This is a genomic window from Methylobacterium longum (assembly GCF_022179385.1).
Taxonomy (GTDB): Bacteria; Pseudomonadota; Alphaproteobacteria; order Rhizobiales; family Beijerinckiaceae; genus Methylobacterium; species Methylobacterium longum.
In genome coordinates, this window is sequence record NZ_BPQS01000013.1 from 78775 (window position 1) to 102329 (window position 23555).

General features: G+C 69.3%; 19 protein-coding genes and 1 other RNA gene. 12 read left to right on the top strand and 8 right to left on the bottom strand.

Annotated features, from left to right (window positions below):
• The first annotated feature begins 103 nt into the window (after nt 1-103).
• Nucleotides 104-1339 carry an MATE family efflux transporter gene (locus tag MFF58_RS14065; protein ID WP_238288910.1) on the top strand — a complete coding sequence of 412 codons (1236 nt, stop codon included), beginning with the start codon at nt 104-106 and terminating at the stop codon, nt 1337-1339.
• A 16-nt stretch (nt 1340-1355) separates the two neighbouring features.
• On the opposite strand, the gene MFF58_RS14070 is transcribed toward MFF58_RS14065, so the two are convergent.
• The 3 genes from MFF58_RS14070 to MFF58_RS14080 form a co-directional block, all read right to left on the bottom strand.
• Nucleotides 1356-2483, bottom strand: coding sequence for a GNAT family N-acetyltransferase (locus tag MFF58_RS14070; protein WP_238289063.1), 1128 nt, complete (start codon nt 2481-2483; stop codon nt 1356-1358).
• A 5-nt stretch (nt 2484-2488) separates the two neighbouring features.
• Complete coding sequence (locus tag MFF58_RS14075) at nt 2489-3478, bottom strand: sterol desaturase family protein (RefSeq protein ID WP_238288912.1); 990 nt, start codon at nt 3476-3478, stop codon at nt 2489-2491.
• A gap of 237 nt (nt 3479-3715) precedes the next feature.
• The gene (locus MFF58_RS14080; RefSeq protein WP_238288914.1) at nt 3716-4903 is read right to left on the bottom strand and encodes a glycosyltransferase family 4 protein; all 1188 of its coding nucleotides are present in this window, start codon (nt 4901-4903) and stop codon (nt 3716-3718) included.
• A gap of 187 nt (nt 4904-5090) precedes the next feature.
• Here MFF58_RS14080 and MFF58_RS14085 point away from each other — a divergent pair, with 187 nt between their 5' ends.
• A complete protein-coding gene (locus MFF58_RS14085) occupies nt 5091-6281 on the top strand; it encodes a DUF1972 domain-containing protein (RefSeq protein ID WP_238288916.1) in 1191 nt (396 codons plus the stop codon).
• Nucleotides 6278-7522 (top strand): glycoside hydrolase family 5 protein, encoded by a 1245-nt coding sequence (locus tag MFF58_RS14090; protein ID WP_238288919.1) that lies wholly within the window; start codon nt 6278-6280, stop codon nt 7520-7522. The genes MFF58_RS14085 and MFF58_RS14090 overlap by 4 nt, the downstream gene beginning before the upstream one ends.
• Nucleotides 7523-7529: 7 nt before the next feature.
• On the opposite strand, the gene MFF58_RS14095 is transcribed toward MFF58_RS14090, so the two are convergent.
• Nucleotides 7530-8834: a VpsF family polysaccharide biosynthesis protein gene (locus tag MFF58_RS14095; RefSeq protein ID WP_238288933.1), complete on the bottom strand. Its 1305-nt coding sequence runs from the start codon at nt 8832-8834 to the stop codon at nt 7530-7532.
• A complete protein-coding gene (locus tag MFF58_RS14100; RefSeq protein WP_238288935.1) occupies nt 8831-10888 on the bottom strand; it encodes a GumC family protein in 2058 nt (685 codons plus the stop codon). Before MFF58_RS14100 ends, MFF58_RS14095 begins: the two co-directional genes overlap by 4 nt.
• 306 nt (nt 10889-11194) lie before the next feature.
• Between MFF58_RS14100 and MFF58_RS14105 the strand changes: the two genes are divergently transcribed.
• The 7 genes from MFF58_RS14105 to MFF58_RS14135 all read left to right on the top strand — a co-directional run bounded on the left by MFF58_RS14105 (nt 11195) and on the right by MFF58_RS14135 (nt 17419).
• Nucleotides 11195-12781, top strand: a complete 1587-nt coding sequence (locus tag MFF58_RS14105; protein ID WP_238288937.1) for a glucosamine inositolphosphorylceramide transferase family protein — start codon at nt 11195-11197, stop codon at nt 12779-12781.
• Nucleotides 12782-12886: 105 nt separating this feature from the next.
• Nucleotides 12887-13043, top strand: a non-coding RNA gene (ssrS, locus tag MFF58_RS14110) — 6S RNA.
• The gene (locus tag MFF58_RS14115) at nt 13033-13644 is read left to right on the top strand and encodes a 5-formyltetrahydrofolate cyclo-ligase (RefSeq protein WP_238288947.1); all 612 of its coding nucleotides are present in this window, start codon (nt 13033-13035) and stop codon (nt 13642-13644) included. The genes ssrS and MFF58_RS14115 overlap by 11 nt, the downstream gene beginning before the upstream one ends.
• Before the next feature lie 3 nt (nt 13645-13647).
• A complete protein-coding gene (locus MFF58_RS14120) occupies nt 13648-14466 on the top strand; it encodes a TIGR00282 family metallophosphoesterase (protein WP_238288955.1) in 819 nt (272 codons plus the stop codon).
• A gap of 201 nt (nt 14467-14667) precedes the next feature.
• The gene (locus MFF58_RS14125; RefSeq protein WP_238288967.1) at nt 14668-15642 is read left to right on the top strand and encodes a MotA/TolQ/ExbB proton channel family protein; all 975 of its coding nucleotides are present in this window, start codon (nt 14668-14670) and stop codon (nt 15640-15642) included.
• Nucleotides 15642-16655 (top strand): peptidoglycan -binding protein, encoded by a 1014-nt coding sequence (locus tag MFF58_RS14130; protein ID WP_238288969.1) that lies wholly within the window; start codon nt 15642-15644, stop codon nt 16653-16655. The genes MFF58_RS14125 and MFF58_RS14130 overlap by 1 nt, the downstream gene beginning before the upstream one ends.
• A gap of 452 nt (nt 16656-17107) precedes the next feature.
• Complete coding sequence (locus tag MFF58_RS14135; protein ID WP_238288972.1) at nt 17108-17419, top strand: methyl-accepting chemotaxis protein; 312 nt, start codon at nt 17108-17110, stop codon at nt 17417-17419.
• 44 nt (nt 17420-17463) lie between these two features.
• Here MFF58_RS14135 and MFF58_RS14140 read toward each other — a convergent pair whose 3' ends face one another.
• Entirely contained in the window at nt 17464-18486 is a 1023-nt protein-coding gene (locus MFF58_RS14140) for a D-cysteine desulfhydrase family protein (protein WP_238288974.1), read from the bottom strand.
• Between the two features lie 39 nt (nt 18487-18525).
• Nucleotides 18526-20367 carry an ABC transporter transmembrane domain-containing protein gene (locus tag MFF58_RS14145; protein ID WP_238288976.1) on the bottom strand — a complete coding sequence of 614 codons (1842 nt, stop codon included), beginning with the start codon at nt 20365-20367 and terminating at the stop codon, nt 18526-18528.
• A gap of 244 nt (nt 20368-20611) precedes the next feature.
• Between MFF58_RS14145 and rpmE the strand changes: the two genes are divergently transcribed.
• On the top strand, nt 20612-20860 hold the full coding sequence (gene rpmE / locus MFF58_RS14150; protein WP_012322259.1) for a 50S ribosomal protein L31: 249 nt from the start codon (nt 20612-20614) through the stop codon (nt 20858-20860).
• A 135-nt stretch (nt 20861-20995) separates the two neighbouring features.
• Here rpmE and rcdA read toward each other — a convergent pair whose 3' ends face one another.
• A complete protein-coding gene (gene rcdA / locus MFF58_RS14155) occupies nt 20996-21526 on the bottom strand; it encodes a protease adaptor protein RcdA (RefSeq protein ID WP_238288991.1) in 531 nt (176 codons plus the stop codon).
• A gap of 461 nt (nt 21527-21987) precedes the next feature.
• Between rcdA and MFF58_RS14160 the strand changes: the two genes are divergently transcribed.
• Nucleotides 21988-23286, top strand: a complete 1299-nt coding sequence (locus MFF58_RS14160; protein WP_238288994.1) for a L,D-transpeptidase family protein — start codon at nt 21988-21990, stop codon at nt 23284-23286.
• Nucleotides 23287-23555: the final 269 nt, after the last annotated feature.

Genomic DNA, 23555 nt, shown 5'->3' on the forward strand with positions numbered 1-23555 from the left:
CATAGCGCCTCCGGGCGATTTTCTTCGCGCGCCGGATCACGGCCGTTCCTTTCGCGCGCGGCTGTCCGGCGTCGTTCAGGCCCGTTTTTCCGGGCGTTTCGCCGTGATTCTTTCCGGTGAGCTGATCCAGAGCCTGTTCCACTTCGCGCTCAACATCCACTTGGTACGCGAACTTAATTCTCGCAACTACGGGTTGTTTGCGATCGTCTTCGCGGTGGGCGCTGTCGGGATCACCTACATCCGTGCGCTGGTTGCAGTCCCAGCGACGCTTCACCTCGCACGGAGCCGTGGTCGGCCGGCGGCGACGGGGTACGATGTCATGTTCGGCTCGGGTGCCGTGCTCGTCTCCGGCATCTCGGCGCTCGGCGTCAGCGTGACGCTGGTTCCCGTGATTGGCCTGGGCGCGCTGGCGGCCGGCGCGTTCGTCGGCCTCTATGCGTTCCGCAGCTACCTGCGGATCGTCCTTCTCGCCCGAGGCCGCCCGCGGATCGCCGGACTGAGTGACCTCGTTTACGCCCTCTGCGGCGCCCTGTTCATGGCGCGCGGGTTCAGCGGTGACGGTACCGTGCTGCTCGATCAGGCCTTCTTGGCGATCGCCCTCGCGCATGCAATCGCCATCGCGGCAGCTTTCGGCGCGCTGCGCGAGCGGCTCCGGTTCTCACTCCATGCTCGAGCAAGGGCGCGATACCGGTCGATCTGGCGCACCCTGGCTTGGTCGCTGGCCGGTGTCACCAGCCTGACCGTTCAGGGTCAGGGCCTGACCCTGCTGTTCGGCCTTCTTGCCGGCCCGGCCGCCTACGCGCCGATCGCCGCGACGCTCGTTCTCTATGCGCCGCTGCGCATCCCCACGAGCGCGCTGATGAACATGGTCCTGCCGGAACTCAGCAGTCTACTCGCGAACGGCGAGGTTCCGGCAGCGCGGCGGCTCGTGTTGCGGCACACGGCCCTGATCGGCGGTGCCTGCATCGCCTACGGCGCGATGATGGCGGAAGCCCTGCCCCTGATCGAAGAGATCCTGTTCAAGGGCCGTTTCGCCGGCGAGCCGATGGGCTGGATCGGCCTCGGCGTCTGGGCCGTCGTGACCGCGTCGCTGCTCTACGCGATCCCGCGTACCTATCTTGAAGCCTCGGCCGCCTTTCGGACGATCACCGCCGGTGCTGTGGCGAGCGCCGCACTCGGCTTCGCGATCATGGTCCCGGCGCTGCTGCTGCTGCTGCCCTCGGCCACCGCGCTCCTGGGGCTCCTCGCCTCGGAACTCGCCACCCTCGCATGGTCGCTGGAGGCGTTCCGGAGGACCACGCGCAGTTCGCGCCTGTCCCGGAACGCCGGTGCGGCGTGAGATACGCCGCCCGGCCCTAAGCCGGGGCTTCCGCCGTGGGCGCCACATCTCCGCGCGGCGCCATCCGACCGAAGCGGCGGCGCAGGGCGTGCTGAGCGCGGTCTGCGATGAGCGCCGCGAAGCCCAGGGGCGTCCGCGCACCGATCATCGAGGCCAGCGTCAGGTTCTGCGTGCCGAAGCGCCCCTTGAAGCCCTCATCGCCGCAGAGGAAATCCACGGTGTGAAGCCCCCGGTCGATCGACCACATGATGTAGTCCATCATCAGCACCATCCCGGGTGAGCCGCGCTCCACCGCGGGATCGTAGGTGGTGACGAAGGCCATCATGGCTCCGGCCTGGACGAAGTTGACCGACACCGCCACGACCTCGCCGCCGCACTCGAGTACGAAGACGTGGAGCAGCCCCGCCTCGGCGAGCACCCGCACCATGGCGGGCAGGGCTGGGGAGCCCTCGTCGTAGAATGCGGTGGAGGCAAGCCCGTGGGTGGCGAGCCAAGCCCGCTTGAAGGTGGTCAGTCGCTCGAGCACCGGCGCGACCGGCTCATCCGGGCTGAGAAGGCGGAAGGTGAGCGGACCCCGCTCGCCCATGAATTTTTGGCCGCGGCGATAATTCTGCCGGGTCTTCTTCGATTGCGCGTCGAACCAGGCCTGTCCGCTCTTCCAGGGGCCGCGTACGCGCCAGTTCGCCTCGTCGCGGTGGTTCAGGTGCAAGCGGATCCCGTCGCCCGCGGGATCGAGCAAGGTTTGCGACACGGCTTCCGGCAGCAGCCGGTTGAGGTAGGCGAGATCGAAGCCGCCGTCCCGCCCGGCCTGACGCCACATCCGGCGCAGCAAGCCCCGGTCGGCATCCGGCGCCATAAGCGCGTCCCCGAAATCCGAACAATCCTTGGCGGCCCATTCGAGCACCCGGAAGATCTTCCGGCGCACCGTGGCCAGCGGCATCACCCCGATCAGGGCCTCGCCCCGCCACGCAAGCACGATGGCCAGGGTGCGCCGGTCCCGGTCGGCGGCGCTCGACCACCATGCGGTGATCCAGGCGTGGCTCTGGAAGATGAGGGCGCCGCTGCGCGTCCACAGGTCCGTCCAGGGCTGTTCCACCTCCGCCAGCCGCTCGGGCGTGCGGATCGTCTCGAAGCGCTCGATCATTGCGGTCACGCGCCGGGCCGGGATTCAGCCGAAATGCCGCGCAGGCGCCGCACCTGCCGGCTGATCCGTCGGCCCATCTTCTTCAATGGCAGCACATAGAGGCCCGACAGGGACTGATAATCGGCGACATCCCGATCGACGAGGCCAAATTTAAAGTCCTCGTTCGGATGGGGGACGCACAGCGTCCCGAATATCCTGTCCCAGAACGAGAACAGAAGTCCGAAATTCTTGTCGTAATGCTGCGGCGCCGTGGAATGGTGGAGCTGGTGCCAGTGCGGGCACAGCACGACGTTGTTGAGTGGACCGAACGAAATTTTGAAGTGCGTGTGACGGACGAAATCCATCATCAGAATGTTGCGCATGATGTAGACGTTGATGCCGAACACCGTCAGCTCGACCGGATTGAGAGCGAGCAGGCTCCAAATACCGAAGCAGATCCCCGGGATCACTCCGTCCCAGGCGCGGTTCATGACCTCGTCGAGGGGGTGCACCCGGTCCTTCGTGATGCCGACCATGACCTCCGCGGAGTGGTGCACCTTATGGAGCTCCCACAGGAACGGGAACCGGTGCTGGGCCGTGTGATACAGGTAGTAGGACAGGTCGTAGGCCAGCAGCATCGTGGCGGTGAACACCACGATGGTCCCCGGCCCAGGCGACCCGAAGACCGGGTGGTCGATGCCGAAAAGCGTGCCGAGCAGCCGGTTCGTGGCGTAGCCGACCGCCACCACGAAGGTCACGCCTGCTGGGATGAGCAGGAACGGCATGATCGCCTTGCGGGTGACGTAGAACAACAGGTCGGCGCGCGCCGACGGGTGCGTGATCACCTCAGGCGGGAGCGCGAACTCGAAAAATTCGGCGAACGAGTATCGCTCCGCCGTACGCAGGTACGCGATCAGCGCGCAACCGAGCGCGGTCGCGAACAGCAGGCCAGCGGCGAGCAGGTTCTCGGCTGAAACCTTTTCGGCAATCCGCGAAATGAAGTGAGCGACATCCATGGATACGCGTTCCCCTTGCCGGGACGGGCCTGATCCTCATCGTCGAGGCGCACGCGCCGCCGAGGCGCAATGCGTCTCGGCAGGCGGAAAGATCTCCCAATCGTCCTTCCCGGATCTTAGCGCCGACGGAATTGTCCACCGAAAACTGGCTTCGATCCGCGAGCCGTCGACGTCACTATCGCTTTCGAACGAACCATTCACCCCGTGCCGAATACGTTCACGGATCGCCGGTCGGTTTCAAGTGATGGCGCGCGTCGAACGCTCGACCTTCGGGGTCCCCGGCGGACGTGAGGCCCTTAGGGTCGCGCGCACCATGGCGGCGATGCCGTCCGCCGCCGACGCCTCCGAGAACACGCTCTCGTAGCGCGCCCGCGCGGCCCGGCCGAAATCCCGCCATCGAGACGGATCGGCGACCATGCGTTCGAGGGCCGCCGCGATGGGCTCCGGACCGCCCGGCGGCACGACCCAGCCGGTCTTGCCGTCCTCCACGACCTCCGGCAGACCGCCGATCGCTGTGACCAGGGGTGGCACGCCGTACGACATGGCCTCGATCGCCACCCGGCCCAGGGATTCCGGCTTCTGCGACGGCATGGTCACCACGTCGGCCCACCGATAGAGCGGCGCCGGGTCGGATACGAACGGCTGGAGGCTCACGTGGTCCGACAGGCCCGTCTCGTCGATCCGCGCCGCCAGGCTGCGCTCACGCCCCACGTCCTCGAAGGCGCTGCCGACGATGCGCAGTTCGATCTGGCGGCGCACCGCCTCGGGCAGCGAGGCCAGGGCCTCGACCAGAACGTCCTGGCCCTTGATCCCGCTGATCCGCCCGAGCATCAGCACCCGTAGCGGGCGGCTGCCGTCGTAGGCCGCAGCGTTCGCCTCCAGCGGCCCGGCGATGCCGTTATAGACGACCCGGGCGGTTGCCCGCGCCGGCAGCGCGTAGACCCGTTCCGTGGCGTGCGAGTTGAACACCACGTTGGCGCCGCTCCAGCGAATCAGCGCGCGCAGGACCTTCAGGACCGTGCCCTCCGGAAGCTCGTGGACGTGCACGATGCTGCGTCCTGGGCTGAGGCGTGACGCCAGCAGATAATCCGCCACGACGGTGGTGTTGATGTAGACCAGATCGCTGGCGCGCAGGCGCCGGTACGCGCGCAGCACCGCGAACGGCAGGGCCAGGAGGTCGAGGGTGACGAGGCGTGCCAAGTTCTTCCGCCGCAAGATCCAGAGCGGCTCAACCAGAACGCGGTTCGCGAAGGGCGTCAGCGCTGCCACGATCGGGCCGTTCCGGGGCAGGATGACATCGATCTGCGCGTTCGGCTGGGCGGAACGAAGCGTGCGGACGGTCTCGACGAAGCAACGGTCGGACCCGTAGAGCTCGAAGCCTTGATGCACGCAGGTGATGCGCAGGCACGTATTCAACTCGTCCATTGGGTGCGCAGCCGTCGATACTACGCTGCCAGCGTCAGGTGCGACGCAAGTCGTGCTTAATATCGATTTATCTACCATGGTGATATGTTCTAAAATTGACTCGCAACTTTAAGTTGCAAAATTGATTTCATAGACCGGTTACTTGCGACGACTTACAATAGGATCAGCAAAATGGGAAGGAAGGACGATGCCTGACCGCGCACTCGAAGTGCTTATCCTCGGAACGCGCGGAATTCCGGCAGCACATGGCGGCTTTGAGACTTTCGCGGAGCGCTTGGCCGTTTATCTGGCCGCCCGGGGCTGGCATGTCGGCGTCTATTGCCAGAGCGAGGTTGGGCGCGTGGAGAAACGTATCCGGTCGAGCGACTGGAACGGCATCGAGTTGATCACCGTGGAAATCGGCCTGCGCGGTCCGGCGGCGACGCTCGCCTTCGACGCGTTCTGCGTCCACGACGCGGCGGCAAGGGGCGGCGTGTGCCTCGTGCTCGGCTATAACGGTGCCGCGTTCCTTCCCTACCTGCGGGCTCGCGGCGGACGCATCCTGACCAACATGGACGGGATCGAATGGCGCAGGCCGAAATGGTCGCTGCCCGTCCGGGCGTACTTCTACGTCAGCGAATGGATCGCGGCCTGGTCCTCGCAGCGGCTCGTGGCCGACCATCCGATCATGGCCGACCACCTCGCCCGGCGGCGCCCGCGACGGGCCATCGCGACGATCGCCTACGGCGGAGACCCGCCGCCGGCGGGGCTCGGATCGCCGCCGCTCGGCCTGCAGCCCGACCGTTACCTCGTCTCGATCGCCCGCATCGAGCCGGACAACAACATCCTGACGATCGTCGAGGCGTTCTCGCGGCGTCCCCGGGGCATGCGGCTCGTCGTCCTCGGCACGATGAACGTGGGCAATCCCTATCACCGCGCCGTCGAGGACGCCGCCTCGGACGAGGTCCTGTTCCCGGGTGCCATCTACGAGGCCACTCAGGTGCAGGCTCTGCGGGTGCACGCGCGAGCCTACCTCCATGGCCATACGGTGGGCGGCACGAACCCGTCGCTGGTCGAGGCCCTGTGGGCCGGCAGCGCCGTGATCGCGCACGACAACCCGTTCAACCGCGGCACGGCCGGCGACGGGCAGTTCTACTTCTCGGATGCGAATAGCTGCGCCGCCGTCATCGAACGGGTGCTCGTCGACGCGCCCGCGGTCGCCGCCGCCCGGGAGGCGTCCCGGCGACGCGCCGAGCGCTTCCGCTGGGACGACGTGCTGGCGGCCTACGAGGATGCACTGCGGCAGGTCGGCGGCTATCCGCCGACACGGATACCCGCACGGGACGCCGCCATCCCCGAGGTGGCGCCGGACCGTGCCACGGCCGGAACGGGCTGGTGACGGCCAGCCGCCGGGTGCTGCTGGCGGGTGGACTGGCCGCCGCGGGCGCGCTTGCACGGCCGGCGCGCGCCGCCGCCGAGCCCCTGTCGCTGCGCCGGGGCATCGCCCTCTGGCCGTGGTTCTCGCTCACCACCGAGTTCCCGGCACCGCGCATCGATTACGCGTGGCCGCCATTCCAGGCGGACCGCCCGATTCCCAGCGACGGAGACCTGCGCCGGCTCGCGGGCCTCGGCTTCGACTTCGTCCGGCTGCCCATCGATCCCGGTCCCTTCGTGGCCTTCACGAACAACCGGCGGGCCGAACTCCTCGGCAGCCTGTCGGCCGCAATCGACGCGGTCCTGGCGACCGGGATGCGCGTCCTGCTCAACGTTCAGGCCAATGCGGCAACCCACCACTTCACGCCGGACGCCTTCTACGGCTCAGATCGGGCGCCGCTGTTCTCGCTCTACCGGGATTTCGTGGCCGAACTGGCCCGCCTGTGCGCCCGCAAGGGGAGCGACCGTACGGCGCTGGAGCCCGTTAACGAGCCGCCGCAGGCCTGCGGTGCCGAGGCGTGGAACCGCGTACAGGCCGAACTCCTGGCCGTGGCCCGCGCGGCCGCCCCGTCGCTCACCCTCGTGGCAACCGGCTCCTGCGGCAGCCTCGTCGCTGGGCTCACGGCGCTCGATCCCGCACCCCTCGCGCGTTATGCGCCGCTTCTCTACACCTTCCACTTCTACGAGCCGTACCTGTTCTCCCACCAGGGTGCGCCGTGGCTCACCGAGGAGCCGTTCTACCGGTGGCTCAACGCGGTGCCCTGGCCCGGCTCGGGCGGCAGCCTGCGGGAGACCCTGGCTGCGGTCCGGGCCCAGATGGATTCCGACCGTGCGGTTTCTGGGGCCGAGAAGGCGCGCGACCTCACGATGATCGAAGGGAAGCTGCGGGAATATTTTGAGGCGCAGCCCGGGCCCGCCTATCTGGTTGCCGCGATGGCTCCGGTCTCGACATGGGCCGATCTCTACGGGATCCGGCCCGGGCACGTGCTGGTGGGCGAGTTCGGTGCCCTGCGCACCGACGCCCGCTACACGGCGGCGCGCGCACCCGACCGGGCCGCCTACATCCGTGACGTGCGCGAGGCTGCGGAGCGCGCGGGCTTCGCGTGGTCGTTCTGGAACCTGTTCGACGGCCTCGGCCTGATGGACGAGGCCCATACGGCCGATCCCGCGCTCGTGGCCGCGCTCGGGCTCAGGAGCCGGCGCTGAGCCGTCCTCAGGCCTCCCCGTCGGCCCGGGACCGGGGGAACAGCAGGATGAGCATCAGCGCGAACTTGGCGAGCATCGTCGTCTTGCCGGCCAGCCCCTCGAAGGTGTTGACCAGGATCACGAAGGTCAGGATCGGCAGCCAGACCCCACGGCGGCAGGACCGGGCGATCTCGGTGAGGTAGAGCCCGACGGCCAGCACCAGGACTGCAGTCACGAGAATGCCGTGATAGAGCACGTCGGAGATGATCGAGTTCTCGATGCCCCATTCCAGGCCGTAGATCCGGCGCAGGGTGCTGACTTGGAGCATGTCGGGGCCGAGTAGAAGCTCACGGAATGGGATCGCGTCGAAGATCGCCAGCATGTCGACCCGCGCCTGGGCGCTGCCGCCGTCGGACACGAACCGGCTCAGCAGCGTGTCAAAGAAGCCCGCAGCGGCCAGAACGGCCACGGCGACCGGCAGAATCGTCAGGGCGAAGCACGCGCAGGCGGCCCCAACGAGCGGGACCCGGCCCCCGCGCAGGGTGCGGTTGAGCGCGGCGAGGCCGACGCCGGTACCGAGGACCAGGGTCGTCACGGTGGCGGAGCGACCGCCGAACGTCACCAGGGCCACGAGTTGCAGGGTGATCATGCCGGCGCGCGAGCCAGGCCCGAGCCGGCCGCCGCCCCGGGCGAGGGCCAGGACGTAACAGGCAGTCATCGTGGCGTTGGCGAGCGGATGGCCCTGGAGCGCCGCCGAACGAGTGTCGGTCTCGAACGCCATGCCGTCGAAGCGGAACGGAAAGAAGCGCTGGCCGCTGGCGAGCTCGAAGAGCCCCAGCAGGGCATTTGCCAGCATCACCCCGTGGAATACGGATTCCAGCCGACCCAGGGTCACCGGATCGCGGTCCAGGAGCAGAATCGGCACGAGGCCGGCGAGCACGAACGTGTCGATCGAGCCGGCCAGTCCGGTCCCGCCGCGGGCGGCGATCAGGACGAGGAGCAGCACGCCGCAGACCGCGAGCAACACGCAGGCCGGACGGCGATTAAGAGCCTGCGCCACTGGGATCACCGGGTTTCCGGCGCGCATCAGCGTCCAGCCGACCAGAACCACTGCCAGGTACGTGGCCGGATGGATCTTGGAGGGCGCCGAGCCGCTGATCCCGTCGTAATTGATTCCCAACGCCCAGAGGAGGCCGCCCGAGATCCCGACGAGCACCAGCACCCAGAGGACGTAGGCGAGCGACTCGACCCGCGCGACCGCGCGCGCCAGCCCGCCGGACCGCTGCCGCGTCCCGTAGCGGTAGCCGAGGGCCGGCTGCCGGACGGTTCTCACGCGCTGCGCTTCCGCAGCAGCAGGGAGCCCGAGATCGGCCGACCCAGGGCCTCCGACGTATCGACCAGCTCGATGAGGTCGCGCTGGCGCGTGGCCCCGTTGCAGGCGACCAGCAGCAACCGGTCCGCGGCGGTCGCCAGCGGGCCGAGCCGCAGGTTTTCCGTGAGCACGCCGCCGTCGAGGATCACCAGCTCGAACCGTCCTTTCACGCCGGCGAGGAACCGCGTGATGTTGTCGGGGGTGAGGGCATCGCGGAGGGGCTTCTCCGTGTCGCCGAGGCCGATCCGCCGCGCGCCCGACTTGGTATCGGTCTGGATCACCGCGTTCAGGCTCTGCTCGCCGCGAAGGACATCGAGAAGCCCTCCGGCGCTCGATCCGTCAGAGCGCAGGTCCGCATCGACCAGGAGCACCCGGTCACCGCGGCCGACCGCCACGGAGGCGAGCAGCCGGATCACGGCGCGCCGCTCGGCTTCGTCGGATTCACCCGAGGTCACCAGCAGCGCCAGCGAGGATCCAGCGCTGCTCGAGGTCGCCGCGAGGTGGTCGAGGGTGAAGCTCGCCGCGGCCGCGTTGGCCCCCCGCGGCCGCAGGCCCGGAATGATCGCCACGACCGGCGCGTTCGCGATCCACTCCAGTTGGCGCGGCGACAGCACCGTGGGCGCGAGGTATTCCCGGGTCAGCGCGAGGCCGGCGCCCAGGCCGAGCCCGCCCGCGAGCGCAGCCGCGATCAGGATCAACCGGGGCGGCCAGCTCGGATCCTGCGGGGGGCGGGCCGCGGTGATGATCCGGGCGTTCGAGCTGTCGATGCTGGTCTGCTCCTTGATCTCGCGGGCGCGCACCAGGAAGTTGTTGTAGACCGAACGCGACGCCTCCACCTCGCGCTCCAATTCCCGGAGCTGCACGGACGACTTGGCGGTGGACGCGGATTGCCGCTGAAGTCGCTCGAGCTCGGCCGTCAGGGTCCGCTCGTTCGACTGGGCCCGCTGGTACTCGGTCTCGGCTGCGCCGGCGATGCGGTTCAGCTCGGCGTCGATCAGCCGGCGCACGTCCTGCATCTGCGTGCGCACGGCGGCGATGAAGGGGTGGCGCTCGCCGAGGTTGGTGCGCAGGTCGGCTTCCTTGGCGGCAAGTTCGGCATATTGGCCGCGCAGGCGGTCGATCGCCGCCGACTGAACCGCCTCCGGCATCGCGCCGGACCCGATCGCGTTGCCCCGCGCATCACGAATGCCCTGCAGACGCGCCTTGGCCTCCGCCGTCCGGGCCCGGGCCGCGACGAGCCGGGCGTTCGAATCGGTGAGCTGCTGCTCGTTCACGAGCCGCCCGCTGGAGGTGATCAGTCCGTTCTGTGCCTTGTAATCCTCCAGCTTCTTGTCCGCGAGGCTGACGGCGCCGCGCAACTCGTCGAGGCGCCCGCGCAGATCGCCGGCGGCGCGCTTGGCGGCGTCGGAGCGGGCTTCCGTCTGGTCCACCAGATAGGCGTTGGCGATTGCATTGACGATGCGCGCCGACAGATCGGGATCCGTCGTGGTGACGATCACGTCGATCACGAACACCTTGTCGGCGCGCTTCACAGCGAGCTTGCGGCGCAGCTGGTCGAGCGCCCGGCCGCGCGGATCGGCACGTCGCTCCGGCTGCGGACCGGTGATCATTCCTCGCAGCGCGGCCAAGCCCCGGGCGAGGGCGGTGTCCTGCGGAATCCCGAAGCCCGGCTCCGAATCCAGGCCCACCTGGGCCACGGCACGCCCCAGCACCGCATCCGACTCGATCACCTTCACCTGGCTCTCGACCTGCGCGATGCCGCCGTCCGGGGAGAGCGCACCCGGATTGACGTCGTTGGAGACGACCTGCCGGTCCCGCGGGTCGATCAGGATCTGGCCGGCCGCCGTGTAGAGGGACGGCGTGATGAGCGCGTAGGCCAGAACTGCCAGGCCGAGCAGCAGGGCCGTGCCGAACACGAGTCCCTTGCGCCGCCACAGGATACGCCACAGGTCGCCGACCTCGGCGGTGGTATCCTGCCGGCGTGAGCCGGGCCGTTCGGTGTGCTGTGTCTGCACGGGAGCCAACCACGTCGCGACAGCGATGTTATGGTCCATCTGTGTCACGATCGGTCACCGTCGTCTCGATCTGGATCAGCCGTTGGCGGATCACGATCCACCCTGCAAGAGTCGCGCAGGCACTTGGCAAGCCCTCAAGACTGCGATCGCTCCCAGAAAGCGTGTGGTTTACTGAGAGGATGGTGAATATCCCAACCATGCGGAGCCGCTCTCTGTTGGGTTATGACTCCCGTTACGGTTCGAGGAGTAGATAGGAGCTGAGTTCGTTAACCGACGAAGCACCGCCCCGAGCGGGAGCGCGCATCGATGCATGTGAGAGTTCGACTCGACGGGGCGCGACCGCGTCGTTGGCATGCCGCTCTCCTGCGGCGGATCGCCGGCCTGCCCGGGATCCACGCCGTCAGCATCGACGATGCACCGGCACCGGCGGCTTGGCCCAGCGCGGCGGACCTGCTGTTCAAGCTCGAGGCGCTGGTCCACGGCGTGTCGCCGACGGGCTCGGACGACCTGCCCGTCGCCGAACTCGCCCCATGGCGCCGTGACGACTCCAAGCCGGATCTCGTGCTCGACCTCTGTGGCGACCGTCCCACCGGGGCCGCGACTTGGCAGCTCGCGTTCGATGGACGGCGTGGCGAAGAGGCTCTGCTCGCGAGCCTGCTCGCGGCTGCAGTGCCGCAGGTCGCTCTGGTCGAGGACGGGAGCGTTCTCGCCCAGGGCCGCCTCGGTTCGGACCGGCCGGGGATCGTGCTCGCCAGTTTCGACGACGCGCTGGCCCGCACGGTGACTCTGGTCACGGCGACCCTTCGGCAGCGGCTCACCGGACCCGGTGGCCGGCGCCAGACTGCCGCATGGTGCGACGGGACGGCAGCCCGCGGCCGCGCCCTGACGGTCCCGTCGCTCGGGGCGCGGGCGGCACGCATGCTGGCCGGTGCGCTCATCCACCGCCTGTATCGCATCTGCTACAACGCTCCCCACTGGCGGTGCGGCTGGCGCCCCCTGAACGGACCCGACCTGATCACCCTCGGGCGGCTTCCCGAAGCGACCTGGACCGTCCTGCCGGATGATGGCCGGCGCTTCTACGCCGATCCCTTTCCGATCGCCGTCGACGGCACAACGCACCTCTTCGTCGAGGATTTCCCGCACGCGACCGGCAAGGCGATCATCTCGACGGTTCGATTCGGCCCGGACGGCCCCGAGGGGACGCCCGTTCCGGTCCTGGAGGAGGCCCATCACCTCTCCTATCCGTTCGTGTTCGAGCGCGCGGGCAGCATCTGGATGGTGCCGGAAAGCTCCGCGGCCGGCACGGTCGACCTCTATCGCGCGACGCGCTTCCCCGGAGGCTGGGTCAAGGAGGCCACGCTCCTTGCCGGGGTGGTGGCGAGCGATGCGACGCTGGTCGAGCATGGGGGCCGCTGGTGGATCTTCGCCACCGTCCGCGACGCGGAGCGCGATGCCCCGGCCGGATGGGGGTCCTTCCACGACGCGCTCCACCTCTGGTCCGCGCCCGACTTTCTGGGGCCCTACACACCCCATCCTGCCAATCCCGTGCTCGTCGATCCATCCTTCGCGCGGCCCGCTGGCCGAATCGTCGCGCGCGGCGGACAGCTGATCCGCCCGGTCCAGGATTGCGCCAAGGGGTATGGCCGCGCCCTGGCGCTGGCCCGCATCGACCGCCTCGATCAAGAGAGCTTCGCTCAGTCCATCACCGCCCGCGTCACGACCGGCCCGACGTGGCCCGGCAGCCGCCTCCACACGGTGAATGCCGGCGGCGGGATCGAATGCATCGACGGGTCCGCCCGCGCGCCCCGACTCCGCGTGCCCTCCCGCTTCCGGCGCCCGCCCGCCCGGCCGCCCGAGCCGGTCCCGGGCACCGGGTTCCGGCAGCCGGACTGAGCAGCCCTCCGTCGGCCGGTCGCGCAGGAGCTGGAACCGACGGCGGCGCCATTTTCATTTCGCGCGGCCCTGGCGGGAACGCACTCGGCCCGCTACATGTTGGAGGCGGGGCTGCAGAGTTCGTCAGGAGCACTATCCCCGGGGCCTTATCGACTCCCTCGGGAGCTGTCCCTGGCCTCGTCCCTGGACCTGGCCAACACGGCGCCCACCTACGCTGTAGGTTTCCCGGGATCGATCCTCCAACGGCTCACGTGGCTCCGCACTCCCCTGATCTTCACACCAGCGCCGCTGGCGCCGCGCAAAAGGCGGATCTCCGTCGCGCGGCTCTCGCCGCCCGCGACGCCCTCGATCCGGCCACCCGGCAATCCGCCTCCGCGTCGATCGTGGGCGCGCTCCTGGCGCTGCCGGAACTCGCCGCGGCACAGCTGATCGGTGCCTTCTGGCCGATCCGCAGCGAGGCCGATCCACGTCCCGCCGCCAAGGGGCTGCTCGCCCGGGGCCAGCGGGTGGCTCTGCCGCATGTTACGCCGGATGGTCTCGTCTTCCGGGAATGGCGCGCCGGGGACGCGCTGGTCGCCGGCCGCTTCGGTCTCAGTGAGCCCGACCCGTCGCTTCCGCCCGTCGAGCCGGACGCGCTGATCGTGCCGCTCGCCGCCTTCGACCGATCCGGACAGCGCGTCGGCTACGGCCGCGGCTACTACGACGGCGCGATCAGCCGGTTGTCGCGCACCCACCCCGTCCTCACCGTCGGTATCGGCTTCGCCGCCCAGGAAGTGGCGCAGGTGCCGGCCGAGCCGCACGACCAACCACTCCGCTTCGTGATCACCGAGGCCGGTGTGATCCGCTGCGCCGGAGCGGCCTGACCGATGCGCCTGCTCTTCCTCGGCGACGTCGTGGGGCGTTCGGGCCGGATTGCGGTCTGCGAGCAACTGCCGCGCCTGCGCGAGCGCTGGCGCCTCGACTGCGTGGTCGTCAACGGCGAGAACGCGGCCGGCGGCTTCGGCATCTCCGAGTCGATCTGCGACGAGCTGATCCAGGCCGGCGCCGATGCCGTGACACTCGGCAACCACAGCTTCGACCAGCGCGAGGCTCTGGTGTTCATCGCGCGCCAGCCGCGGCTGGTGCGGCCGGCGAACTATCCGCCCGGAACCCCCGGCCGCGGCGCGACCGTCATCGAGACGCAGGACGGCGCCCGCGTGCTCGTGGTGAACGTGATGGGCCGGGTCTTCCTCGACGCCATGGACGATCCCTTCGCCGCCGTCGAGCGCGAGATCGACGCCTGCCCCCTCGGCGCGGCCGCCGATGCCGTGGTGGTCGACGTCCACGCCGAGGCGACCAGCGAGAAGCAGGCCTTCGGCCATTACCTCGACGGTCGCGCGAGCCTCGTGGTCGGGACCCACACGCACACCCCGACCGCCGACCACCGGATCCTGCCGGGTGGGACCGCTTACATGTCGGATGCGGGCATGTGTGGCGACTACGATTCGGTGATCGGCATGCAGAAGGACGAGCCGATCCGCCGCATGATCCAGAAGACGCCGGGCTCCCGCTGGGAGGTTGCCGGCGGGGAGGGGACCCTCAGCGGTATCGCCGTGGAGCTGGATGCGCGCGGCCTCGCCACGCAGGTCGCCGCGGTCCGTCTCGGGCCGCATCTCGAGGAGAGCCGGCCGCATTTCTGGGACTGACACGCACGCCACCGCAGGGGACGCGGGTTCGGTGGAGGTGCACGCGTCGTCGACGGGGCTGGCCCCGTTTCCGTTCGCAACGCGATGGGGAACGCTTCCACCGTGGCCTGTGCGTGACTTGATCGCGTGCGGGCCCCACCCCACAGTGACCGCGACGGGCGCCGCCGGCGACCCCACCTCGAGATCAGGCTAGAGCGACCGATGGCCGCCCGCGATACCGGCGAAGACAGGAGAGCGCCGCTGGCACGGCCCGGGATCTATCTCGGACGGATGCTGGTCTTTTTGACCCTGGTCGGTTTCCTGGCCTTCATCCTGTTCAAGCAGATCACCCCGGCCTTCCTGGCCAATCCCGGGCTCAACGGCCTCATCCTGGGCGTGCTGCTGATCGCGGTGCTGATCGCGTTCGGACAGGTGATCCGGCTTTACCGCGAAACCACCTACGTCAACGCCGTGGCGCGGGGTGCTCAGGCCAAGCGGCCGCCGGCCCTGCTCGCGCCCATGGCACCGATGATCACCGCCCGCGCCGCCGGGGCGACCCTGCCGGGTACCGCGGGCTATCTCGACACCATCGCGGCGCGCCTCGACGAGGGGCGCGAGATCCTGCGCTACATCGCCGGCATCCTCATCCTGCTCGGCCTCCTCGGCACCTTCTGGGGCCTGATTGACACCCTCTCGGCGGTGGGGGGCGTGATCAAGGGCATGCGCGGCGGCGGCGATGCCGGCGTGATGTTCGACGAGCTGAAATCCGGCTTGGCGGTTCCGTTGTCGGGGATCGGCCTCGCCTTCTCGGCTTCCCTGTTCGGTCTCGCCTCGTCTCTGATCACCGGCTTCCTGGAACTGCAGGCGGGCCAAGCCCATGCCCGGTTCCACAACGAGCTCCAGGATTGGCTGATGTCCGGCGAGACCGTCGCCGGGACGCCGGCCCTGGCGGCCGGGCCGAGCCTCGGGTCCATGGAGTTGAAGGAGGCCGTGGATCGCCTGACCGCCATGGTGGCGGAGGGCGGGAGCAGCCGCGCCGCCACACTGGCCATGACCAACCTCGCCGAGGGCATCCAGGGCCTCGTCCAGCACATGCGGGCCGAGCAGCAGATGATCCGCGACTGGGTCGAGGCGCAGGCGAGCCGCGAGCGCGAGTTGAAACAGGTGCTCGACCGGCTCGGGCGGGAGCGGGTCTAATGGCTTCCAGGGCGGCGCGCTCCCGGCACAGCCTCAACGTCTGGCCCGGCTACGTCGACGCGCTGGCGACGCTGCTGCTGTCCGTCGTGTTCCTCCTGACGGTGTTCGTCGTCGGGCAGTTCTTCCTGTCCCAGGAGCTGACCGGTCGGGACGAGACCTTGGCCAAGCTCAATCGCCAGATCGCGGACCTCACCGATCTGCTGGCTCTGGAGCGTTCGAACCGCCGCAGCCAGGAGGATGAAGCTCGCAACCTTCGCACGACGCTGGCCGGGGTCGAGAGCGAGCGCGATCAGGCCAAGTCCCAGGCCGAGGCCGCCACCGTCAGCCAGGGCGCGGCAGCCCCACTCGACAGGCAACTGGAGGTCGAGCGCGGTGCCACGAAGCGGGCTTTGTCCCAGATCGATCTCCTGAACGAGCAGATCAGCGCCATGCGCCGCCAACTGGCGGCGCTGGAGGATGCGCTGGCCGCCTCCGAGAGCCGTGATCGCGAGTCCCAGGCGCGCATCGCGGAACTCGGCAGCCGTCTGAACGTGGCGCTGGCCCAGAAGGTCCAGGAACTCGCCCGGTACCGCTCGGACTTCTTCGGACGGCTCCGGCAGATCCTCGGCAACCGCTCGGACATCCGCGTGGTCGGCGATCGGTTCGTGCTGCAATCCGAGGTCCTATTCCCGGGGGGCTCCGCCTCTCTGAAGCCCGAGGCCGGCCCTGAACTCGACCGGATTGCCGGCGCGATCTCCGATCTCGCCAGGGAGATCCCGGCGGATCTGCCCTGGGTGCTGCGGGTCGACGGCCACACCGACGCGCGCCCGATCAACACGCCGCAATTCCCCTCGAACTGGGCGCTCTCGGCCGCCCGCGCCATCGCGGTGGTGCAGTATCTCGCCGGGAAGGGCATCCCGCCGCAGCATCTCCTGGCCGGCGCCTTCGGCGAGTTCCAGCCCCTGGATACCGGTGCCACCGAGGAGGCCTATGGCCGCAACCGGCGGATCGAGATGAAGCTCACGGAACGATAGGCCGAGCCACGGCAGCCCCTCGGCGGATTGCGGCTCCCGAGCTCGAGGCCGCGGATGCCGGAATGGCTTCGAGGTATTCCGGAATGATCGGGATGCTTGGCCTCAAGGTGTGCAGGATCTCGCTCTGAGATCACGGTGTCCAGAGCAAATGACGGTCGGGAATAGGCGGGGTTGGTCTGGAAAATCATCCGCGGGCGCGTCGCAAGCTTGAGGGATTGCCCGAGAGGGCCTGGATTAACCAAGAATTATCTTTGTGAAAGCATGGTGCCGGCGTTCTGAGAGGGATGCGGCCGATGTCAAAATCCAACCAGTCCCAGAGCGCCAGGGGCCCGTGGACGCCTGACGCCGGCCTAGCCGCGCATCGTGAGCCGGAACGATACGTCGGGTCGCGTGCGGACGCCTCCGAAGACGCGCAGGCGATCGCGGCGGCCATGCGGGTTTTCGAGGAGGGGTTGAGACAGCTGACGGCGTTCGGGCCGGCGGCGGTCCCGGAGCGCAGCACGCGGGAGGACCTGACCGGCCTGCTGGCCTCGATCGCCGAGCAGACGAGCCTGATGGCGCTTCGGGCCTCGATGAAGGCGAGCCGCGCCGACGCGGCCGGACGAGGCTTCGCAGTCGCCGCCGCCGAGGTGCGGAGCTTGGCCGGACAGATGTCGCGTGCGACGGAGACGCTCGTGTCTCAGGTCGGTCTGATCCAGGCTGCCGCGGAGCGGTCGCGGGACGCCACCGCCGCCGGAGAATGCGCGAAAGCCTCCACGACCTGACGCCGTGACGCGGATGCGCGCGCCGCCTGCGGAAAGGCCGCGCGTCAGCCCGCCAGGGCGTCCTTGTAGGCGAACACCCCCGGGGTTCCCCCGGTCATCAGGAAGAGCACCGCCGCACCGCTCGGATAGAGGCCGGCGCGCACGTCGTGGAGCAGGCCCGCGAAGGCCTTGCCGCTGTAGACCGGATCGAGCAGCCGGCCCTCGTGGCGGGCCATCAAGCGGACCGCCTCCAGCATGCCCTCCGTGGGAATGCCGTAGCCGGAGCCGCGGTGGCGCCCGTCGAGGTTGATGTCGTCCGGGGTCACGCGCCGCTCCAACCCCATCAGCGCGAGGGTGGCGTTGGCCTTCTCCAGCACCTCCGCCCGGGCGCGGCTCTCCTCGGCGAGCACCGCGAAGGACTTCGCGAGCCGGGGGTCGAGGTCCATGGCGGCGAGCCCCGCCACCAAGCCGGCATGGGTGCCGGCGCTGCCGTTGGCGGTGATGATCTGCGCGAAATCCAGGCCGAGCGCTTCCGCCTGCGCCAGGATCTCGGCCGCGGCATTCACGTAGCCGAGGCAGCCGGTCGGGCTCGATCCGCCGGACGGAAAGACGTAGACGCCGCGGCCCGTCCCGCGGAGTTCGATCGCCCGCGCCTCGGCGGCAGCCACGGAATCCGCATCTCCAGGCAGTTCATGGACCTTGGCGCCGAACACGTCGTCGAGCAGGCGGTTGCCGTTTCCGGTGTAGTCCGGATCTTCGCGCGGAACGCTCCGGGTCAGGAACAGCTCGCAGGCGAGACCGGCCCGGGCCGCGGCCGCGGCGGTGAGCCGGGCGTGGTTCGACTGGATCGCTCCCACGGTTACCACCGTGTCGGCCCCCTCGGCGCGGGCTGCACCCAGCAGGTATTCCAGCTTGCGGAGCTTGTTGCCGCCGAGCCCGATCCCCGCCACGTCGTCGCGCTTCACGAAGATCCGCACGCCGTTGAGCGCCCCACCGAGGTGGCGCGTCAACCCGTCGAGCGGCTCGATCAGTGTCGGAAGCGTCAGGAGCGGCAGGCGCGGGAAGCGCGTGAGATCGAGGGTCGGCATGCCGACGCTTCTACACCGCGGCCGAGCCCCTGTCCCGGTCTACTCCCCGGCCGGCAGCCGCTCGGCCCGGATACGAGGCTCCTTCCCGCGCGCGGTCTCGTCCAGCGCGTCGGTGAACTGCAGGTTCGCGAGCTGCGCGTAGAGCGCGCCCTGGGCCAGCAGGCTCTCGTGGGTCCCGGTCTCGACGATGCGACCATCGTCAAGGACGAGGATCCGGTCCGCCGCGCGGATCGTGGCGAGGCGGTGGGCGATCACCAGAGTGGTGCGGCCCTGCATCAGCGTGTCGAGGGCGGCCTGCACCGCGCGCTCGGATTCCGCGTCGAGCGCCGAGGTCGCCTCATCGAGCAGCAGGATCGGTGCATCCTTCAGAATGGCGCGGGCGATGGCGATGCGCTGCCGCTGGCCGCCCGACAGCGTCACGCCGCGTTCACCCACCTGGGTCGCGTAACCCTGCGGCAGGGCGGCGATGAAGCCGTGCGCGTTGGCAAGCTCGGCCGCGCGCCGCACCTCCGCCTCGCCGGCGTCGGGGCGCCCGTACCGGATGTTCTCGGTGACGCTGCCGGAGAACACCACCGGGTCCTGCGGAACCAGGGCGATGCGGGCGCGCAGGGCCTCCGGATCGACCTGCGCGATGTCGGCGCCATCCACCCGGATCCGGCCGCCCTGCGGGTCGTAGAAACGCAGCAGCAGCTGGAAGACCGTGGTCTTGCCGGCCCCGGAGGGACCGACGAGGGCGATGCGCTCGCCGGGCGCCGCCGCGAAGGCCAGGCCGTCCAGGGCGGCATGGCCGGGTCGCGTCGGATAGGCGAAGCGCACGGCCTCGAACTCCACGGCGCCGCGTGCGGGCACCGGCAGCGGAAGCGCGGGGGAGGGCGCGCGGATCGCGGGCTCCGTGGCGAGGATCTCGGTGAGCCGCTCCGCGGCCCCGGCCGACATCGCGAGGTCGCCGTACACCTCCGAGAGCTGGCCCAGCGCCCCGGCGCCGAAGACGGCGTAGAGCACGAATTGCGAGAGTTCGCCGCCGCTCATGGAGTGGTTGAGGACGCCCTGCGCCCCGTACCACATCACCCCGACCACCGAGGCGGAGATCAGGAAGATCGCCACGCCGGTCAGCAGGGCCCGCGCCCGGATCGAATCGCGGGCCGCCGCGTAGGCGTCCTCGGACGCCGCGGCGAAGCGGGCCTCCGTCATGGCCGAGCGCCCGAAGGCCTGCATGATCCGCACGGCTCCCACCGCCTCGGCGGCGTAGGCGGACGCATCCGCCAGACGGTCCTGCGCGGCCCTGGAGCGCCGGCGCACGCCCCGGCCCGAGATGATCAGCGGGAACACGATCAGCGGAATCGCCGCCAGCACCATCACGGAGAGGCGGGGGCTCGTGATCACCATCATGGCGGTGGCGCCCACGAACAGGAACAGGTTCCGCAGCAGGATCGAGACCGAGACGCCGAAGGCCGACTTGATCTGCGTCGCGTCGGCCGTGAGACGCGAGACGATCTCCCCCGACTGCGCGCGGTCGAAGAAGGCGGGATCGAGGATCGTCAGACGGGCGAAGACGGCGCTGCGCAGGTCCGCCACCACGCGCTCGCCGAGCGTCACCACCGTGTAGACGCGCGCCGCGCTCGACAGCGCGAAGGCCGCCACCACGCCGAGCAGGGCCAGGAAGTAGGCGTCGATCACCTCCGAGCCGTCGACGGTGAAGCCGTGGTCGATCACGCGGCGCATGGCGATCGGCACGACCAGCGTCGAGGCCGAGGCACAGATGAGGGCGACGAGTCCGGCGGCGATCCGCCCCCGGTAGCGCAGGGCAAAGGGCATCAGCGGCCGAAGCGCGCTCAGCGGGGCTTTGGGCCGACCTTCGGCGGCCTTGGTCTTACGGGCCATCACGCCTCACGTGTCAGTCCCCCCATCCGGTCCGCGGCGCTTGTGACCGGAGAAAGCCTGCGGTATACGCCGCCGCTCATCCGATTGCGTGTGTTCAATGGCCGCGGGCCGCCACCACGGTCGGCTTGGACGTGCCGTTGCCACGAACCAGCGGTTCGGTGCAACCGGTGATATCTTCCGCATTCCGGGCCGGGCGGCGCCTCCTGCGCTTCCCGCCGGCGTGCCAGATCAGGGACCAAAGGTCATGGCGAAGGACGCGGCCGCAAAGGCCAAGGGGACCGAGCACCCCGACTACCACTTCATCAAGGTCGTGATGACCGACGGTACCGAGTACCAGACCCGTTCGACCTATGGGAAAGAGGGCGATACCCTCAACCTCGACATCGACCCGCTGACCCATCCGGCCTGGACCGGCGGTGAGCAGAAGATGCTGGACCGCGGCGGTCGCGTCTCGCGCTTCAACTCGCGGTTCGGCAACCTCGGCAAGCGCTGAGCGATCGAGACAGCGCACCGCCCCTCGGGACGGCGCGGCCGGAACGGGCGGCCCTCCGGGGCCGCCCGTTTTTCGTTGCGGCACCGTGTGGCGGAGAGGCGCGCCTCCGGGCCGCTCGCTTCCGGGCCGGCGCCCTCAGCCGTCGGCCATCCGGAACGCCATCCGCAGCAGGCCCTGCTGCTGCGCCACCGGGCTCTCCACCGGCGCCGGCGTCGGGCGATCCTCGGTGATCAGCGAATCGAGGTGCAGGATCCGGGTGTGAAGGCGCCTCGCCCGCTGGATCAACTGCTGGAGGCGGACCGGCAGCTGGTTGAAATCCTGCGGCTTCGACGGCTCGGAGCTGCCGAGCTTGACGCGATGCTTCTCTAGGAGCGCCTCCGCCGGGGTCATCTCGCCTTCGGCAACGGCGCGCTGCACGAGCAGCCAGGAGGCGATCTGCATCAGCAGTGTCGTCAGGCGCATGCTCTCGGTCGCGTAGCTCAGCGTCGCGTCGCGGGAAACGAGGCGGGACTCGTCGCGACCTTCGCCGTCGAGGTAGGCGGCCGTCTCTTCGACGAGCGTCATCCCTTCGCGGAACAGCGTCTTGAAGGCGTCCGAGTGGACGTAGGACTTGCCGAAATCGACCCAGTCTCGGTCGTCCCGGAACGTGACATCGAAGCCGTTCATCTGCCTCTCCTGTGCCGTCCGACGGCCCTGTCCGTGCGAAACTGGGACGCTGCGTCCCTGGCTGTCCGACGACGCAGCAATCCTAGCGCCGATCGGCGGCGACATCAGGGTTCATCCTTTTTTAACCTTAATATCGCGCCTGCGGCCAACTTAAGACCGCTGTAGGCGGATGCCACTGCGCCGCGACGAGGCCCCGATAGGGCTGGATTGGCCGCATCGGCCCGTCCTGAGCGGGAGGCACGTCGCGGGGGGATCTCCGCCGCGCTATGGCATCCCTGCCACAGGTCGTGGCGCGCGGCCGTCGCCCAGCGGCCGGATCCCGCTGCCGCGTGCGCTTGCGCACCGCGGTGCCATATTCCGGCCCCTTCGATAGGGAGTCTTAACGGCAGACCGACACCGTGGCGCGGAGACAAGCCGTCCCCGCCACAATCTGACGAACTCCGGACCAGAGCCAGCGACCGATGCGCATGAAGGCACAAAACCGGTTCACCGCCCTGTTGAGCGTCGCCGCCCTCGGCACGCTCGGCTTCGGCGCCGCCGAGGCGCGCGACCAGGGCAATTACGCCCAGGCCGAATGGGCGCAGGACTACGCCTCTCCCGCCGGCATGCAGGTCCAGCGCGAGACCGTTCCGATCCTCTCGCCTCAGACGGTGACGGCGACCGAGCAGATGGTCGATCGCTACAAGGACATCGTCACCCGCGGCGGCTGGCGCGCGGTCTCCGGTGCCGAGCATCTGCGGATCGGCTCACGCGGCCCGGCCGTGGCCGCCGTCCGCCAGCGCCTCATCGTTACGGGCGACCTCGATCAGGCGGCCGGTGGTTCGGGCGTGTACGATTCCTACGTCGCAGCCGGCGTGAAGCGCTTCCAGGCCCGCCACGGCCTGAGCCAGACCGGTACGATGAGCCTCGCCACCCAGCAGGCCATGAACGTGACCGCCGACGTGCGGCTGCGTCAGCTGGAGACCAACGTGGTGCGCCTGCGCTCCTATTCGGGTGATCTCGGCCGCCGCTTCGTCATCACCAACATCCCCGCCGCGCTGGTGGAGACGGTGGAGAACGGTCAGGTCGTCACGCTCCACGCCGCGGGCGTAGGCAAAATCGACCGCCAGTCGCCAATCATGAACACCAAGGCGACGCAGATCAATTTCAACCCGACCTGGACGGTCCCGGCTTCCATCGTGAAGAAGGACCTGATCCCGAAGATGCAGAAGGATCCGAACTACCTCACGGACAACAAGATCCGCATTCTCGGGAACGGCCAGGAGATCTCGCCGAAGTCGGTGAACTGGTTCTCCGACGAGGGCACGCGCTATACCTACCGGCAGGATTCGGGCGCCGACTTCAATTCGATGGGCATCGTGCGCATCAACATCCCGAATCCCTACGGCGTGTTCATGCACGACACGAACACCAAGGGTGTGTTCGGCGACGATTTCCGCTTCATCTCCTCGGGCTGCGTCCGCGTCCAGAACGTGCGCGAGTACATCACTTGGCTCCTCAAGGACACGCCCGGCTGGGGTCGCCAGCAGGTCGAGGAGGCGATCGAGAGCGGCAAGCGCATCGACGCCAACATCGCACAGCCGGTGCCAGTCTACTGGACCTACATCACTGCGTGGTCGACCCCGGACGGCCTCGTGCAGTTCCGGGACGACATCTACAAGCGCGACGGCGTGAACGTGCCGTCGACCATCGGTGCCCCGACTCCCGTCGCGAGCGCCGAGCCTGTGCCGCAGAGCTTCGAGCCCGGCGACGAGGAGTAATTCTCACCGCCGCGTGACGGCGCCGCGCTCCGGTGCAGCGTTCCGAGGCCCGCATCTCCGCCGAGATGCGGGCCTCGCGCGTTGCGGATCGCTTCTGTCATCCGGCCGTCAGACAGATCTGCTTGGCCGCAGGCGACAGCGCGATCGGCTCGCCAGCCGGACGCCGCGTTGCGTTGCGTTGCAGGAGCAGCCCATGTCGCGTGATACCGCATCCGGAGTCGGACGCCTCACCCGGCGGGAGACCGTAGCCGGCCTGGCCGGCCTAGGGC

What these genes read in the sequence shown, in the direction of transcription:
- MFF58_RS14160 (WP_238288994.1), top strand. Translation starts at nt 21,988, where the DNA reads ATGCGCATGAAGGCACAAAACCGGTTCACCGCCCTGTTGAGCGTCGCC.
- rcdA (WP_238288991.1), bottom strand. Translation starts at nt 21,526, where the DNA reads ATGAACGGCTTCGATGTCACGTTCCGGGACGACCGAGACTGGGTCGAT.
- MFF58_RS14070 (WP_238289063.1), bottom strand. Translation starts at nt 2,483, where the DNA reads ATGATCGAGCGCTTCGAGACGATCCGCACGCCCGAGCGGCTGGCGGAG.
- MFF58_RS14125 (WP_238288967.1), top strand. Translation starts at nt 14,668, where the DNA reads ATGGCCGCCCGCGATACCGGCGAAGACAGGAGAGCGCCGCTGGCACGG.
- MFF58_RS14140 (WP_238288974.1), bottom strand. Translation starts at nt 18,486, where the DNA reads ATGCCGACCCTCGATCTCACGCGCTTCCCGCGCCTGCCGCTCCTGACG.
- MFF58_RS14075 (WP_238288912.1), bottom strand. Translation starts at nt 3,478, where the DNA reads ATGGATGTCGCTCACTTCATTTCGCGGATTGCCGAAAAGGTTTCAGCC.
- MFF58_RS14105 (WP_238288937.1), top strand. Translation starts at nt 11,195, where the DNA reads ATGCATGTGAGAGTTCGACTCGACGGGGCGCGACCGCGTCGTTGGCAT.
- MFF58_RS14130 (WP_238288969.1), top strand. Translation starts at nt 15,642, where the DNA reads ATGGCTTCCAGGGCGGCGCGCTCCCGGCACAGCCTCAACGTCTGGCCC.
- MFF58_RS14080 (WP_238288914.1), bottom strand. Translation starts at nt 4,903, where the DNA reads ATGGACGAGTTGAATACGTGCCTGCGCATCACCTGCGTGCATCAAGGC.
- rpmE (WP_012322259.1), top strand. Translation starts at nt 20,612, where the DNA reads ATGGCGAAGGACGCGGCCGCAAAGGCCAAGGGGACCGAGCACCCCGAC.
- MFF58_RS14085 (WP_238288916.1), top strand. Translation starts at nt 5,091, where the DNA reads ATGCCTGACCGCGCACTCGAAGTGCTTATCCTCGGAACGCGCGGAATT.
- MFF58_RS14120 (WP_238288955.1), top strand. Translation starts at nt 13,648, where the DNA reads ATGCGCCTGCTCTTCCTCGGCGACGTCGTGGGGCGTTCGGGCCGGATT.
- MFF58_RS14145 (WP_238288976.1), bottom strand. Translation starts at nt 20,367, where the DNA reads ATGGCCCGTAAGACCAAGGCCGCCGAAGGTCGGCCCAAAGCCCCGCTG.